Annotated in this window: 12 protein-coding genes; 4 read left to right on the top strand and 8 right to left on the bottom strand. The window is 71.0% G+C overall.

What is annotated here, in order from left to right; all coding sequences use genetic code 11:
* Positions 1-128 precede the first annotated feature (128 nt).
* Entirely contained in the window at positions 129-332 is a 204-nt protein-coding gene (locus ACU6RU_RS08185; RefSeq protein WP_091499607.1) for a cold-shock protein, read from the top strand.
* Between the two features lie 60 nt (positions 333-392).
* Here ACU6RU_RS08185 and ACU6RU_RS08190 read toward each other — a convergent pair whose 3' ends face one another.
* The 7 genes from ACU6RU_RS08190 to ACU6RU_RS08220 form a co-directional block, all read right to left on the bottom strand.
* Positions 393-1,079: an ABC transporter ATP-binding protein gene (locus tag ACU6RU_RS08190; RefSeq protein ID WP_446726272.1), complete on the bottom strand. Its 687-nt coding sequence runs from the start codon at positions 1,077-1,079 to the stop codon at positions 393-395.
* On the bottom strand, positions 1,076-3,418 hold the full coding sequence (locus tag ACU6RU_RS08195; protein ID WP_446726273.1) for an FtsX-like permease family protein: 2,343 nt from the start codon (positions 3,416-3,418) through the stop codon (positions 1,076-1,078). Before ACU6RU_RS08195 ends, ACU6RU_RS08190 begins: the two co-directional genes overlap by 4 nt.
* 2 nt (positions 3,419-3,420) lie before the next feature.
* Positions 3,421-4,074, bottom strand: a complete 654-nt coding sequence (locus ACU6RU_RS08200) for a TetR/AcrR family transcriptional regulator (protein WP_147374353.1) — start codon at positions 4,072-4,074, stop codon at positions 3,421-3,423.
* Entirely contained in the window at positions 4,074-4,838 is a 765-nt protein-coding gene (locus tag ACU6RU_RS08205) for an ABC transporter permease (protein WP_446726274.1), read from the bottom strand. The genes ACU6RU_RS08200 and ACU6RU_RS08205 overlap by 1 nt, the downstream gene beginning before the upstream one ends.
* A complete protein-coding gene (locus tag ACU6RU_RS08210; protein ID WP_446726275.1) occupies positions 4,822-5,769 on the bottom strand; it encodes an ABC transporter ATP-binding protein in 948 nt (315 codons plus the stop codon). Before ACU6RU_RS08210 ends, ACU6RU_RS08205 begins: the two co-directional genes overlap by 17 nt.
* Before the next feature lie 34 nt (positions 5,770-5,803).
* Entirely contained in the window at positions 5,804-7,138 is a 1,335-nt protein-coding gene (locus ACU6RU_RS08215) for a heparan-alpha-glucosaminide N-acetyltransferase domain-containing protein (protein ID WP_120263010.1), read from the bottom strand.
* A 107-nt stretch (positions 7,139-7,245) separates the two neighbouring features.
* Complete coding sequence (locus tag ACU6RU_RS08220; protein WP_183045280.1) at positions 7,246-8,007, bottom strand: alpha/beta fold hydrolase; 762 nt, start codon at positions 8,005-8,007, stop codon at positions 7,246-7,248.
* Between the two features lie 91 nt (positions 8,008-8,098).
* Here ACU6RU_RS08220 and ACU6RU_RS08225 point away from each other — a divergent pair, with 91 nt between their 5' ends.
* Together ACU6RU_RS08225 and ACU6RU_RS08230 are read left to right on the top strand one after the other, a co-directional pair.
* Complete coding sequence (locus tag ACU6RU_RS08225; protein WP_289331208.1) at positions 8,099-8,818, top strand: DUF998 domain-containing protein; 720 nt, start codon at positions 8,099-8,101, stop codon at positions 8,816-8,818.
* A gap of 32 nt (positions 8,819-8,850) precedes the next feature.
* Positions 8,851-10,038 (top strand): heparan-alpha-glucosaminide N-acetyltransferase domain-containing protein, encoded by a 1,188-nt coding sequence (locus ACU6RU_RS08230; protein WP_446726276.1) that lies wholly within the window; start codon positions 8,851-8,853, stop codon positions 10,036-10,038.
* On the opposite strand, the gene lysX is transcribed toward ACU6RU_RS08230, so the two are convergent.
* Positions 9,980-13,345, bottom strand: coding sequence for a bifunctional lysylphosphatidylglycerol synthetase/lysine--tRNA ligase LysX (gene lysX, locus ACU6RU_RS08235; protein WP_446726277.1), 3,366 nt, complete (start codon positions 13,343-13,345; stop codon positions 9,980-9,982). The genes ACU6RU_RS08230 and lysX overlap by 59 nt on opposite strands.
* Before the next feature lie 184 nt (positions 13,346-13,529).
* Here lysX and ACU6RU_RS08240 point away from each other — a divergent pair, with 184 nt between their 5' ends.
* On the top strand, positions 13,530-14,720 hold the full coding sequence (locus tag ACU6RU_RS08240; protein ID WP_289331205.1) for an alpha/beta hydrolase: 1,191 nt from the start codon (positions 13,530-13,532) through the stop codon (positions 14,718-14,720).
* Positions 14,721-14,734: the final 14 nt, after the last annotated feature.

Raw genomic sequence — 14,734 nt, forward strand, 5'->3', positions numbered from 1 at the left:
ACCTATCTGGTCCGGTCACCACCACCGGCGAGTGTCTGCTCGCCCCCTCACACTCCGCAGCGGCTCAGCCGCAGCGGTATCCGGATCATCACAGCGGTGGTCCCAGAACACAGAAGGAAAATGACGACATGGCCACTGGCACCGTCAAATGGTTCAACTCGGAGAAGGGGTTCGGCTTCATCGCTCCGGACGACGGCACCGCGGACGTGTTCGCGCACTTCAGCGCCATCTCCGGCACTGGACACCGCAACCTGTTCGAGAACCAGAAGGTCGAGTTCGACGTGGAGCAGGGCCAGAAGGGCCTGCAGGCGACGAACATCCGCGCTCTCTGAGCGTTCGACGCAGTGAAGGGGTCGGCCCGATCGGGCCGGCCCCTTCCGCGTTCCCGGGCGTCATCGAACCGCGTCGAGTCGCCCGTCGAGAAGGTGATGACGCGTCCCGGCCCTCTCGGCGACGACGGGGTCGTGCGTGACCAGGACGACCGTGGTCCCTCCCCTGTGCAGTTCCGCGAACAGCTCGACCACCGCATCCGCGGCATCGCGGTGGAGAGCGCCGGTCGGCTCATCCGCGAAGACCACGTCGGGCCGGTTCACCAACGCTCGGCAGATGCCTGCACGTTGACGTTCGCCGCCCGATAGCGCCGCAGGTCGGCTGTCGCGCACGTGGCCCACTCCCAGTCGCTCGAACAGCGCGTCGATCCACCGTCGAGTTCCGCGCGCTGCAGCCCCTCGACGCGCCAGGACGGGGAGAAGCACGTTCTCCCCCACCGACAGCTCGTCGAGGAAGTCGGCGTGCTGGAAGACGAAGCCCATCCGCTCCCGCCGGAGCCGCGATGCTCGACGGTCATCGAGCTCGCCCAGGTCCACCCCGTCGAAGCGAACCCGACCACGGTCGGGCCGGTCGAGTCCGCTCAGGCAGTGCAGGAGCGTCGACTTGCCCGAACCACTCGGACCGGTGAGACAGGTGAACGACCCGGCCTCGATCTCGAGATCGACATCATCGAGCACGACCGTCTGCGCGCCCGCGGGCGACCGGTAGGCGCGTGTGATCCCGCGAGCCGTGATCAGGGAAGTGGTCATGAGGCGTCCTTCCGTCGGAACGCGGTCGTCACGGGAGAGGGGATCGACGCGGACACGGCGCTGGATGCTGCCACCGCCACGACGGCGATCGCCACGGTCACCGCAGCAGGCAGAGCATCGGAGGGGAGCGCGACCGCTCCCCCGCCCAGCGCCGAGAGGATCGCGCCGAGAGCCGCCGGCGCGAGGGCTTCGGCGGCGACGACGCCCAGGGGTGCAGCGAAGGCGGCGACGATGACCGCGCGCAGCGCGACCGTCGCGCGCACGGAACCCGCGGTGAAGCCGATCGTGCGCAGAGCGCGGAGCCCGCGCCGGTCTCGCACCGACTCGAGCCGGGTGAGCAGCAGGACAACCAGTATCAGCACGCCCGCGGCGAAAGAGGCTGCTCCGATCGCGGACGCCCGCAGGGTTTCGATCGTGCCACCGAGCGTCTGCTCGACGAACCGGCCGACGCTCGTGACCGTCGCCGTCGGATGGCGCGCCTCGAGATCCGAGACCACGCGCTGGACGTCGCTCCCCGGCGCGACGTCTGCGGTGACCGTCTGCCAGGCGACGGGCCCCGGCACCGCCCCGCGCAGTGTCCGGGCCGAGCGCCCGCCGTTGGTGATGTCCTGGTAGAGGCCCCTGATCTCGACATCGCTCCGGGGCCCCTCGTCGCCGCCGAGTCGCACCGTGTCGCCGATACCCACGCCCCACGTCTGCGCCGCGAGGAGAGACAGTGCGACCTCGTCGTCGCGGCCCGGCTCGTGCCCGGAGCTGTACATCGGCGACGGGACGGATGCGTCGACCGTCTCGATCACGAGGTCGGCCTCGTACCCGGCGGCCGCGACCGCCACCCGCCGACTCGTCGACATCGCCGACCGCACGACGTGGGGGGCGTCTCGCAGGTCGTCGAGCACCGCCGCCGCTGTGCCGCTGGGAGCGGTGGCCGGAACGAAGACACGCACATCGCTCTGACCGATGCCCATCGTGGCGACGAAGTCGGGCGACGCGACCGTCTGGGCGAGGCGCAACGGGACGACCGCGATGACCATCGCGATCACGACAATGCCGAGCAGGAGAACGGTGCCCGCGGGGCGCGTGAGCCTCGACCGGATACCCAGCCACAGAGGCACGGGTACGAGGGCCGAAGCGGGCAGCCAGGTCGCCGGTGGCGCGCCGGAGCGCTGCGTCGCAGCCACCGGGCTCAGTCGTCTGACCCGGCGCAGGACGAGCGCGGCCGAGCAGATCGTGGCGACCAGGACCGTCGCGCCGGCGCCGACGGCCACGGCCGCCGCCATCGTGCCGGGCGCGCCCCCGGTGTCGGCCACCACACCCGCCGTCAGAACAGCCGTCAGTGGAACGGCCGCTCCCATGCCGAGACCGACCCCCACGGCCGCGACGACGGCGTACCGCACCAGGTACTCGCCGACGACACGGGCGGACGAGAACCCGAGCATGCGCAGCAGCACGATGCGCGAACGCTCGTTCTCGAGGGTGGTGAGGATGACCAGCCGGAGGCACAGGGCACTCACCGCGAAGACGACCAGGGCGACGAGCAGAAGGCACGCCGCGACGACGCCGTCTGTGATCGAGCCGATCAGACGCAGAAGCGCGCCGTCGACCGCGGGGCCGTCCGCCGGCAGGCCCGCCGCGCGGTAGGCGTCGGCGAGCGCGACCGCATCGCCGTCGGTCTGGAAGGTGACGATGCTCTGCTGCGGCAACACAGCGGCGAGCTCCGCCCAGTCGGCGTCGTGCAGCAGGAAGCGTTTGGAGTTGACGATGCCCGGATTCATCTGGGCGTCCCGGAGGCGATCGGCGATCACGAAGCTACGGGTCGATCCGCCGACCGCGACGCTGACGGTGTCCCCCGGTTCGAGGTCGTACTCGCGCATGTAGAAGACAGGCACCGCGATCTCGCCCCGCCCCAGCACCGGCGCGACGTCGTCGCTGCCGAGGAGGATGTCGAACCGCTCGCTCTGGGTCACGAGGAGGATCTCCATCACACCGGTGCGTGCGGCGTCGCTTCGACCATCGAGCACCAACCCCGCGTTCTCGAGTCGGAGCACGGTGGCGACCTGATGATCACGGACCTCGGGCCGCGATGCGGCGAACGCCGCGATCTCAGCGGAGTCGACGGGCCCGGCGTGCATCTGCACCCAGTCCGGGGCTTCGGAGGCGGCGAAGAGACGTTCGGCGCCTCCCGCGACCGCTGCCCAGGTGACTGCGCCGGCGCTCGCGCTCGCTGCCGTCAGGGCGGTGAGGATCAGCAGGGCGGCCGAGGCCAGCGGCGCTCGACGCAGCGCGGCGATGCGGGTCGGGAGAGCACGGCGACGCAGCTCGCCGGTTCGTGGCGGCCGCATCCTCAGTCCCATGACCAACCGGCGAGGACGACTCCGAGGGCGACGTCGAACTGACGCGCGGGATCGGGACTCCATCCGGCCCGCGCGAGCATCTCGAGATGCGGGGTCGGCACGGACTCGGCCGGACGGGATTCCTCGGCGAGACGGCGACCCGCCCCGGCAGACGGCGCCGTGTCGCGTCCCGCGGGGGGTGTGTACTCCCCCAGGGCGGACGCGACCGTGAGCATGACGAGCGTGTTCACGAGGTCGCCGAGGCCCGCGGCGACGGGGGCGCCGGCAGCGATGATGCGGCCGAGGGCGTCGTCGGCCCACCGCAGGGCGCCGGGTGAGGAGATGGGCCGGGTCGCGACCACCGGGATGAGGTGGGGATGCCGCGAGAGCCCGAACCGGATGCCGCGCATGACATCGGCGGCGTATGCCCGCCAGTCCCCGGCATCCTCGAGGTCGGGCAGCTCGCAGCCCACCCAGAACCTGTCGGCCACGGCATCCACGACGTCACCCTTGTCGGCGAAGTGCCGGTAGAGCGCCATCGGATCGACTCCCAGCGCGGAGCTGAGCCGTCGCATGGTCAAGGCCTCGACCCCGCCCTGGTCGATGATGTCCGCCGCCGCCGCGACGGCCTGCTCGCGCGTGAAACGTGCCGGCCGAGGAGACATCACGACCACCGTCCGCGCCGCGAGAACGCGACCACGGCGCCGACCGCGAAGGCGCCGGCGAAGGCGAACAGAACGGCCACGGAGGCGAGGATGTCGTGCAGTCCGGCCCCGTCGAGACTCAATGCGCTCAGCGCGTCGAGCGCCCAGAAGGCGGGTGACACCGGCGCCACGGCCCGCAGCGCCTCGGGTAGCGCGGCGACCGGTCCGAATGCCCCGCCGAGTCCGGCCATGAGCATCGCCACGATGCTGCAGACGGCGAGCGCCTGGTCCTGAGTCGCGAAGGCGCCCACCACCAGCACACCGAAGGCGACCATGACGAGCGAGAACGCGAAGCCGACGACGGCGATCCCCATCCAGGAGCCGGCGGGACGGTACCCGAAGAGGACGACGCCCCCGCCGAGCACGACACCGAGTTGGAGCAGCTGGGCGACGAAGGCGGCGAGCGCCTTCCCCGCCAGGAGCGAGGGGAGGCCCGCCGGCGAGATCCGCAATCGTTCCCACGTTCCCGACTGCATGTCGCGGTGGAACGCCACGACGATCTGCTGGACGCAGAGCATGGCGAACAGCACCGCGAGTCCGGGCACGGCGTACTGAGCGCCGGACGCACCGGCATGGCCGGTCGCCGCGAGCTGAGCGCTCGCTCCCGGCAACAGGAACGGTACGAACAGCAGCGGGATCACGATCATCACCAGGATCGGGGCGGGATCGCGCCGCAGGATGCGGGCATCGATCGCCGCGACAGCAAGGCTACGCCGCAACACCATCTGCCCCCTCGCTTGCCGTGTCGGCGCCGTCCAGCAGGCGCAGGTAGGCGGTCTCGAGCGATGATCGCCGGATGTCGACCTCGACGACTCGCCCGCCGTTCGCGGTCACCTCGTCGATGCCTCGAGCGAGCAGCCGGCCTGGATCAGTGCCGTCGGCCACACCCACGAGCCACTCACCCGTCCGTCGCCACGGCGGAGACACCTGATACGCCTCGCCGCCGACCGTGCGGAGCGCGACCCGGGCTGAGCCCCAGCGGGCGATGACCGCATCGACCGTCCCGAGGTCGCGGATCCGTCCGCCTCGGAGGAACGCGACGTCCGCTCCGAGACGCTCAACCTCATCGAGGTGATGCGTCGTGTACAGGACGGCCGCGCCGTCATCAGCGAGCGACCGCACGAGGTCGACGATGCGAGCGCGAGAGCTGACATCGGCGGCGACGGTCGGCTCATCGAGGAAGAGGGCGGCCGGTCGGTGCACCAGGGCCATGGCCGTGTGAAGCCGCCGACGCTGTCCCCCGCTCAGGCGGTCTGCGCGGCGATCCGCGACCGCATCGAGGTCGAGGGCCGAGATCAGCTCGTCGACCCGCACACGCGATGCGCCGCCGCGCACACCGTACAGCGCACCGAGTCCGGCGAGGTTCTCCCGCAGGGTGAGGGTGGGATAGACCCCCGTGTCCTGCGGGGCGCATCCGACGAGCGCCGCGAAGCCGGGCGCATCGGGCGACAGGCCCGCCACCGACACCCCACCGGCGTCGGGACGCAAACGGCCGGTCGCAATGGCGACGAAGGTCGTCTTGCCCGCGCCGTTGGGCCCGAGCAGGGCCGTCACCTGCCCCGGCTCGATGTGGATCTCGGCATCCGTCAGCACCGGCCGCGATCCGAATCGCTTTCGGACGCGGTCGATGTGCACGCCGGATTCTCTCGCGGACATCCCGTCCCCTCTCGCTCAATATCTACATTGTAGACTAACGAGCGACGGGTTGCTCATTCCCCAGGCTCGCGGCGGGCCCCCGCTCGTTCGCGGGCAGATCTACACGGCGCGCGACGCCCGCCACGACCGACTCGAGCGGACCCCGGCCCCGGCTGAGCGCCCACATGGTGCACGCCGCGAGAAGCACCCCCATGCTGGCGATCCAGAACCAGGCACTGACGGCGGGATCGCCATCCCCCGAAGCGAGACCGGGGGCAAGGGCGAACGGCGAGACCAGGACCGCGAACGAGACGACATGGGCCGTGTACGCGGTGAGGGGCATCGACCCCACGGCGGCAAGCGGCACGAGCAGCGCGCGCAGCGGACGAGCGAGGAGCAAGCACGCGCCGATGACGGCGACGGCGAATCCGCCCGAACCGACGATCTCCCACGTTCCCCCGGAATGCGGCGCGACGCCCCACGCTTGAGAGAGCGTGGCTCCGAGATCGACTTCGCTCAGACGCTCCAGGTAGCCGCGTGTATCGGGACCGATCGGCGAGGACGATTCCGGCAGAAGCGACGACGTCCCGGCGGAGGACAGCGCGGATAGCGACGACGAGGAGCTGTCCCAGCCCGATAGCCAACCGCGCACCGTCCCGTTGAACGCGTCGCCGAGCCCGTAGCCTACGGCGGCGAACCCGACACCCGATCCGAACAGCACCGCCGCGTTCCGCACCCGGTCGAGCCGCAGCCGCCCGAGTGCCATCCCGGCGAGAACCAGGGAGAGCCACACGGTCAGCGGGTAGGAGCCGCTGATGAGGAAGTCGACCGCGGTGCCGCCGATTCCCTGGGGGATGCCGGTACCCGCGAGCGTCACCGCACGCAGGAGCGCGAGGAGGGACGGCCCCGCTACGGCGATGGCGACCGCGGCGAGCGCGAGGGTGCGTCGACGGAGCCCGAGGAAGGGTATGAGGATGAGGAACACGATGCCGTAGATGGGCAGGATGACGGCGATCGTGCTGCCGAGCATCTCCAGTGCGAGGCCGAGGGCGAGGACGACGAGGGCACGGCCGGCCATACGCAGACGAGCGGACCGCAACGCTTCTCCCCGAGGCGGCTGCCCGCGGCCGGTCGCGAGCGCGACCGAGATACCGGCGACCACTGCGAAGAGGATGGCGGAGCGCCCCTGGACGAGCGCGGCGATGTCCGGCCCCTCGGGACCGGCGACCATCCACACGATCCCGACGTGCGCGCCGATCATGCCGAAGATCGCGAGACCGCGCGCCACATCGACGCCCATGAGCCGAGGCGGGCGGCCGACGTCGCGCCACCGATCCCGCAGCGGCGGCCTGAGCTTCACGGCGGGTCGATCGGTCGGAATGGACGGCATGGACACGACAGCCTCTCCTCGGCGATGGGCCGGACGACGGACGGGCACGTCCGATGTCTGTCCACCGGGGGCCCGCCCCGACCGTAGGGCGGTGCCCTGTGCGCGGATTAAGCGCGTGCCGCGTACCGGACGAGGCGTGGGTCTACCACGCCAGGCCGATCGATCCACGCGCGCACGATGTCGGCAACGGCCGCGGGAGAGGACAACGGCCACGAATGTCCCGCGCGAGGCACGAAGGCCGCTTCGGACTCGAGCCCGGCGGCCGTCAACCGCCTCGTGAGCATGACGGCGGAGCGCCGGCAGTGCGCCGATTCGCGCTGTCCCGCCAGCGCGAGGACTCGGGTCGAAGCCAGCTCCACGCCGGCGAGCGACACGCCCGCGAGAACCTGTCGGCTCAGCCGAGAGTAGTCGCCGATCCGCACCGGCCGCGTCGACGCCAGATGCGCACGGCGCAGATCGTCGGACAGCCGCATCTCTCGGGCGAGCAGCCGGTGCGTGAACGGCATCGCCATGACCGGCCAGCTCATCACATCCAGAAGCCGACCCCACCACGGCACTGGCGACGTGCTGATCCCGGTGAGCACGGCGGCGTCGACCAGGGCGGGATGCCGCGCGATCAGACGCAGCGCGACGTCCGCGCCCAGCGAGAACCCCACGACGTGCACGCGACCCAGACCTCGCTCGCGCAGTGCTCGCGACACGGCATCTGCGGCGTCGTCCATCGTCGTCCACCGTCGATGGCGCTCGGCGCCGTGCGCGGGCAGATCGAGAGCCAGCATGTGGCGCTCATCTCCGAGGAGAGTCATATGCGGAGTCCATGACACCGCGGCGAGCCCGCCGCCATGGAGGAAGACGATCGGGGTGCGCATGGCGTCACCATAGGTCAGCCGTCTCCCGGATCGCTCGGCGCGCGACTCGATGCTTACCCGAGCCATATCCCGTCCGCCTAACCTCCGGGGCGTGCGCGCGCCGACCCCGACCGACACCATCGCCCACGTGCTCTTCGTCTCGGCGGCCATCGCATACTCAGGCGTGATGTGGGAGGCCCTCGCCGGCTACCCGCTCGACCCCGCCCGCGCGTATCTGTCCGAGCTTGCAGCCGAGAATCAGCCGACGAGCGCGGTCTTCCGCAGCCTCGATGCGCTGACCGGCGTGCTGGTGCTGATCGCGATGTCACTGCACCGCTCTCGATGGATCTCGGCAGCGGCGGACGTGACGGCGCGCTGGTCGGCGATGTTGCTCGGCGCTTTCGCGGCGCTCACCGTCGCCGACTCCCTCGTGCCTCTGGCCTGCGCCGGTTCGGCGGATGCAGCCTGCGCCGCTGCCGATGCGGCGGGAACGCTCGGGCTCGCCCACCAGGTGCACGCCGTGACGAGCTCGAGCGCGCTCGCCGCCGCGACAGCGTCGGCGGTGCTTCTCGCACTCGCGACCGGAAGACGACGCGGAGCAAGCCCCCGCGCCCGACCCGCCTCGCGAGTCTTGCGCCTCTGTCTCCGTGGGGGCGTCATCGTCTTCGTCGGAACGACGGTCGGGGTCAGCCTTCTGGCCGTCCTCAGCGCGAGCTCGGGCACCCTGCCCGACGGGGGCGGCTATCTCCAGCGAGCCCAGGTCGTCCTCCTGAGCGTCTACATCGCCGCATTCCCCGCCGTGATGAGCACACTGGCCCGGAGGCGGGTATGACGCCCCCGGCGGCGGCGGCTCACTCACGGCGAGTGGTCGGGCTCGATCTCTTCCGCACCATCGCAGTTTTCGGGATGCTGGTGGCGCACGTCGGCCCCGCCGCCTGGACTGCGGGCGAGGGGTGGGGCACCGTTCACGTCGGCTGGGAGCTGTTCCACTCCAGGATGCCGGCGATGTTCGCGTTCGCGGCGGGAGTCTCCCTCACCCTCGGATCACCGACGGCCCCGGACCGGGCCACGCCCGAGACGGCACCGACCGTCATCCGGGCCGCCCTCTTGGCCGTCTGCGGAGGAGCGCTGGCAGCGCTCGGTACGCCGGTCGCCGTCATCCTGACTTTCTTCTCGGTGTGGTTTCTGCTGGTGCTCCCGTTCCGGCGCTGCACCCCCCGCACACTCGTCCTCGCCGCGGCCGTGTGGGCCCTCATCGGCCCGCCGCTCTCCGTGCTGCTCCGTCGCATGATCGGCAGCGAACCCGGCTTCGCGTGGTCGGTGCTGGTCGCGGGCGACTACCCCGCACTGACCTGGGTGCCCTTCGTCCTCGCCGGGTTCGCCGTGGGCCGATTCGATCTGACGCGGCGGACCGGGCGCCGAGCGCTCGCCGTCGTCGGCACGCTGCTCACCGCTCTCGCCTACGGCGGCGGGGGTGCATTCCTCGCTCTCGGCGGTGTCGATGCGCTCGCCGCGGCCCGGGGAGTCTCCGGGGGCGGTCCCGCGGCCGCAGCGGAGGTCGCCCGCGTCTTCTACGGCGAAAGGGGTGCGACCGACACGAGCAGCCTGTTGTGGCTGCTCGTACCGGCGCCACACTCGGGCAGCTGGGCAGACGTCGCGGGATGCCTCGGCGTCAGCGCCCTCCTGCTGTCGGTGTGTCTCACCGTCGGCGACGCCGCCCAGCGCGCCCGCGCCGCACTCCGCGTCGCCCCGCGCCTCGCCGGGATAGCGACCACAGCGCTGGCCGCCCCCGGCGCGATGGTGCTGTCCGTCTACGCGGCTCACATCGTCGCGATGGCGCTCATCACCGCGACGACGGGGCATTCCTTCGGTCCCGCCCAGAGCATCGGCACGCTCGCCGCGTTCACGATGGGATTGACCGCGGCGTCCGTCGTGTGGTCGAGATTCGAGCCTCGCGGCCCCCTCGAATGGGCACTCGGGCGAGTGACGCTTCTCATCGTACGAATGGGAAGGCGAGCGTCTGCCGGATGGTCGCGCCCGTCGCGACCATGACGATGCGGTCGACTCCGAGTCCGAGGCCGCCGGTGGGCGGCATCCCGAACTCGAGGGCTGCCAGGAACTCCTCGTCGAGCTGCATCGCCTCCGGGTCACCGTGTGCCGCCCGCAACGACTGCTCGGTGAGACGTCGCCGCTGCTCGACCGGGTCGTTGAGCTCCGTGTACGCGGTGCCGAGCTCCATTCCGCCGGCGACGAGATCCCAGCGCTCGGCCAGCCCCGGGATGCGCCGATGCGGTCGCGCCAGAGGCGACGTCTCTGCCGGGAAGTCCGTGTAGAAGGTCGGCTCGACGGTTCGGGGCTCCACGAGCTCCTCGTACAGCGACTCGATCATCGTCCCGACGCCTGCGCCCCCGGCGACGGAGACGCCGTAGACGGCGCACACGTCGCGCAGGGCCTCGGGGTCGTGATCGGGTCGGATGGGGATGCCGATGCAGTCCGTCAGGGCATCGCAGACCGCGACCACGCGCCACGGCGCCGAGACGTCGATGCGCTCGCCGCTCGGAAGCAACATCGTCGCGCTCCCCGAGACGGCGACGAGCGCCGATCGGATCAGCCGCTCGGCGAGCCGACGCATGTCGTCGTAATCGGCGAAGGCACGGTATGCCTCCATCGCGGTGAACTCCGGATTGTGGGTGGCGTCGACGCCTTCGTTGCGGAAGTTGCGACCGATCTCGAACACCCGCGGGAAGCCGGCGACGATGAGGCGCTTGAGAGCGAGCTCGGGGGCGATGCGCAGCGTGAGCTCGCGGTCGTAAGCGTTGATGTGGGTACGGAAGGGCCGAGCCGTGGCTCCGCCGTGCGTGCGCTGCAGGACCGGGGTCTCTACCTCGAGATAGTCCTCTGCCAGCAGGCAGTCGCGCAGGGCGCGGGTCGCACGCGCCCGCGCGCGGATCAGCTCGGCCGCGTCGGGCGATGTCGCGAGGTGCACCTGTCGCTGGCGGACCTGCACCTCGGGGTCGCGCAGGCCGGTCCGGCGGTTCGGCGGCTGCCGCAGCGACTTGGCCGCGACCTCCCAGGAATCGGCGGCGATACTCGGCTCGCCGCGGACGCTGCGCACGGGCGCTCCCGAGACTGAGATCAGATCGCCGAGATCGATGCCCCGCAGCGCCCCGTAGCCGCGCGTGCGGCCCGCGGCGGCGATGACCTGGAGCCCGACGTGGTCCTCGACGATGTCGAGGAAGGTGATCCCGCCGTGCCTGCGACGGCCGAGCACCCGGCCGACCACCGACACGGGCTCGAGGGGCACCGCCGTCGACCCGGCGCTCTCGATGTCACGACGCACCTCGCTGAGCGCCGCCGTCCGCGCGACACGGGGAGGGAAGGGATCGCCACCGGAGGCACGGATGCCCTCGGCGATGCCGATTCGCCGAGCCGTCGAGGGCGACACCGGGTGTACCGGCGGCAGCCCGATCACCGGCGTACCGAGAGCGCGGACCGCAGCCGCGAAGTCCGCCGAGCGCGGGGCGGACTGAACATGCCACCGGTGCGGAGAACGCGCGAAGCCTTCGGCTCGTGCGACGGCGAGCACGACCGATGCGATCGTGGTGCGGCGTGACCACATCAGCAGTCGAGGACGCCAGTCCGGGTCGTACTTCTCGTTCGCCCGCCGCAGCGAGTCGAGCTGCCAGTGCCGGGAGAGCATCAGCAGCATGCGGCGCTTCGCCCGCAGCAGGGGTCCGGCACCGACCCTCGCCCCACGGACGAAGACATCCCGCAGAACCGCGAAGTTCAAGGAGACGCGCGTCAGCCCCAGGGCAGGCGCCTGCGCGACGAGTTCGGAGACGAGGAACTCCGTCGCCCCGTTGACCGACTCGGGATGACGACGCATGACATCGAGAGAAACGCCATCGCCGTTCCACGGCACGAACACGAGGAGAGCCTTCACCACACCGTCGCCGTCGTGTGCCGTCGCGACCAGCGCGTCGCCGTCCGAGGGGTCGGCGAAGCGCGAGAGCGCCATGGAGAAGCCGCGCTCCTCAGCGCCATGACGCCAGTCCTCGGCGAGGTCGGCGAGAGCGATGAGCTCCGCGTGCGGGATATCGCGCTGCCGTCGGAACTGGGCGGTGTAGCCCGCACGGCGCGCCCGCCGCCGCGCGGACGCGACTTGGGGCGACCGCGTCACGGCTTCGGCATGCGGTCCGTTCAGACGAAGGACGGCCTCGTCCCCCAGCACCATGCCTCGCATACCCCGTCGCTGATAATGATGCGCTGCGCGCTCCGACGCGGCGAGCACCGCGGGCCGCCAGCCGAAGTGGTCGACGACCCGAAGCCACTCGTCGATCGCGGCGTCCCACTCCTCCTCCGGCCCGACGGGGTCACCGCTGGCCAGGGCGACAGCTCCGACGACGCGATACGAGACGGCAGAGCGCCGTGAGGGCGAGAAGACCGCCGACTTGTCGCGGCGGGTCGCGAAGTAGGCCAGCGCGTCGTCGGTGCGGTTCGAGGCCAGGATGCCGCGTAGCTCGAGCTCCTCGCCCTCGGTCAGCAGCTGGCGGGCCCGGGCACTGCGCAGCAGCATTGCGAGCGCGATCAGCAGGGCGACGGCGGAGATCGACGACACGACGGTTTCGATGCTCTGGTGGAGGCCCGTGGCCTGGACCTCGACAAGGGTCGACGACGGGAACACCCCCGTCGCCGAGTAGAGCGCCCACCACCAGCTGTCAGCCGCCGACTCGCCGGGTCCGGCCGTCATCCTCGCGAGCACACCGCCTGTGAGCACTGCGACGGCGACCCCGCCGAGGAACACCGCTGCCGCACGAACGTAGGTCGATCGCGGCAGGACCGCGGAGTACTGGCCTCGAGCGACGAGGAGCAGCACGACGAAGGCCGCGGCCAGCACCGCTGCCACGACGTCGACCCGCTGGATATCGGTGGGAAGCACCGATCCCTCTCGAACTGCCTCCAGCAAGTTGGTCAGCGGCAGCAGGACGGTAGGCAGCTCGAAGAGGACGAGGAAGACGAGGGCTCCTCGGAGGCGTCGCTTGGAAGCAGCACCGACGACGAACAGCAGCACGGCGTTGAACAGCACCGGCTCGGGGCTGAACCCGAACACCGCGAAGTACGACGTCGCCCAGTAGATCCCCTCGGGCAGCACGACGTCGGTCACGGCGACCAGCACCATCGTCGCCGCGATCGCCTGCAGCACGCGCCCCACCCACAGAGGCACACTCGCCAGTGGGTGGTGCGTCTTCGGCCGACGGGCGTGGGAAGGCTGTGCAGACGGGGCGATGCGAGGTGCTCGCGGCGCGCGCCCGTCGTCATCGGCGGCGGTGCGACGCGGACGCTCCAGCAGAGTGCTCATGGGTGTCTCCTCGGATCAGGGCCGCGTCGCAGCAGGACGGCCGGTCGGTGCGGTCATGTTCCTGCCGTCCGTTAAGCCCCCGATATGACTTGGACGGCGGGGGCGGGGGCGATCCCACTCCCGCTCGTACGCTCGGATCAGCCCGCCGCAGCACGCTGCGAGCAACACGACGAACGGATGCCACGTGGACCCCGACGCTCCCATCGACGTACCGCCGACTCTCCAGCAGGACCCGGGTTCCGACCTCCTGTCGACCTACTGGCCGGCCGCGGTCGGTCTCCTCTTGGTGGCCGCGGGCGTCGTCCTGAGCGTGCGCATCCTGCGCGCTCGGCGCACCCGATCCCGCGCGCGTCGAACGCTCTTCGGCGGCGCCGCGGTGACAGGCACCGCCGTCGTCCTGGTGCTCTCGCTCGCTCTCGGGGTGAACACCTGGGTCGGGTATTTCCCGTCGGTGGCCACTCTCAGCCGTTGGATCGACGACAAGACCAGGGAGCCCGTGGCGGAGCTGCCTGCTGCCGCCGTTACGGCAGAGGGCGCCTCGAATGTTCCTCTCACCGAGGGCGAACGAGTCACCACCGACACGAACGGGTACTCCTTCCTGACCGCCGTTCCATCGACCGCGGCCCAGGTTCCCGCCACGGGGGCTTGGGTCTACCTCCCCCCGGGCTACGACGCTCCCGGCAACACGCGACGATATCCCGTGATGTACGCCCTCCACGGCGCACCGGGCAGTGCAGCGGACTGGTTCGCCGGCGGGCGCATCGACTACCTGCTCGACACACTCATCGCGAGCGGCTCGGTGCCGCCGATGATCGTGGTCTCCCCTGACCTCAATGCCGGCTCAGCGCGTGTCGACGATGAGCCACTCGATCGCCCCGGGGGCGCGCAGCTCGAGACTTTCGTGACACGCGACGTCGTGAGCTGGGCCGACGGCGCGCTCCGCACGGTCGCCGACAAGAAGCACCGGGTGATTGCGGGCATGTCCGCCGGAGGACTCGGCTCGCTCCTCTACGGACTGCACAGCCCCGAGACGTTCGGCGGGGTGCTGTCGATCATGCCGTACACCGCCCCCTACACCGCCTCGGTCGTGGCGGACCCGCAGGCCAAGAAGCGCAACTCGCCGCTCGATGTCATCGCCGCGACAGCGAACGATGCCGTCGATCGCTCGCAGGTCTTCTTCCTCGGGCAGGGCGATCGTGAATCGGCCGCCGAGGCGACGGCGATCCGCGACGCGCTTCGCGGACAGGGGCGGACGACGACACTGCGCGTGCTCCCGGGACTAGAGCACAACTGGGTCGCTGCCCGGACGATCGCTCCCTACGGACTGATCTGGACCGCGATGCACCTGGGCTGGAACACGGAGCAGACGGAGTGACCCGCGGCCGTCGG

The organism is Microbacterium sp. F1-18, from assembly GCF_052921305.1.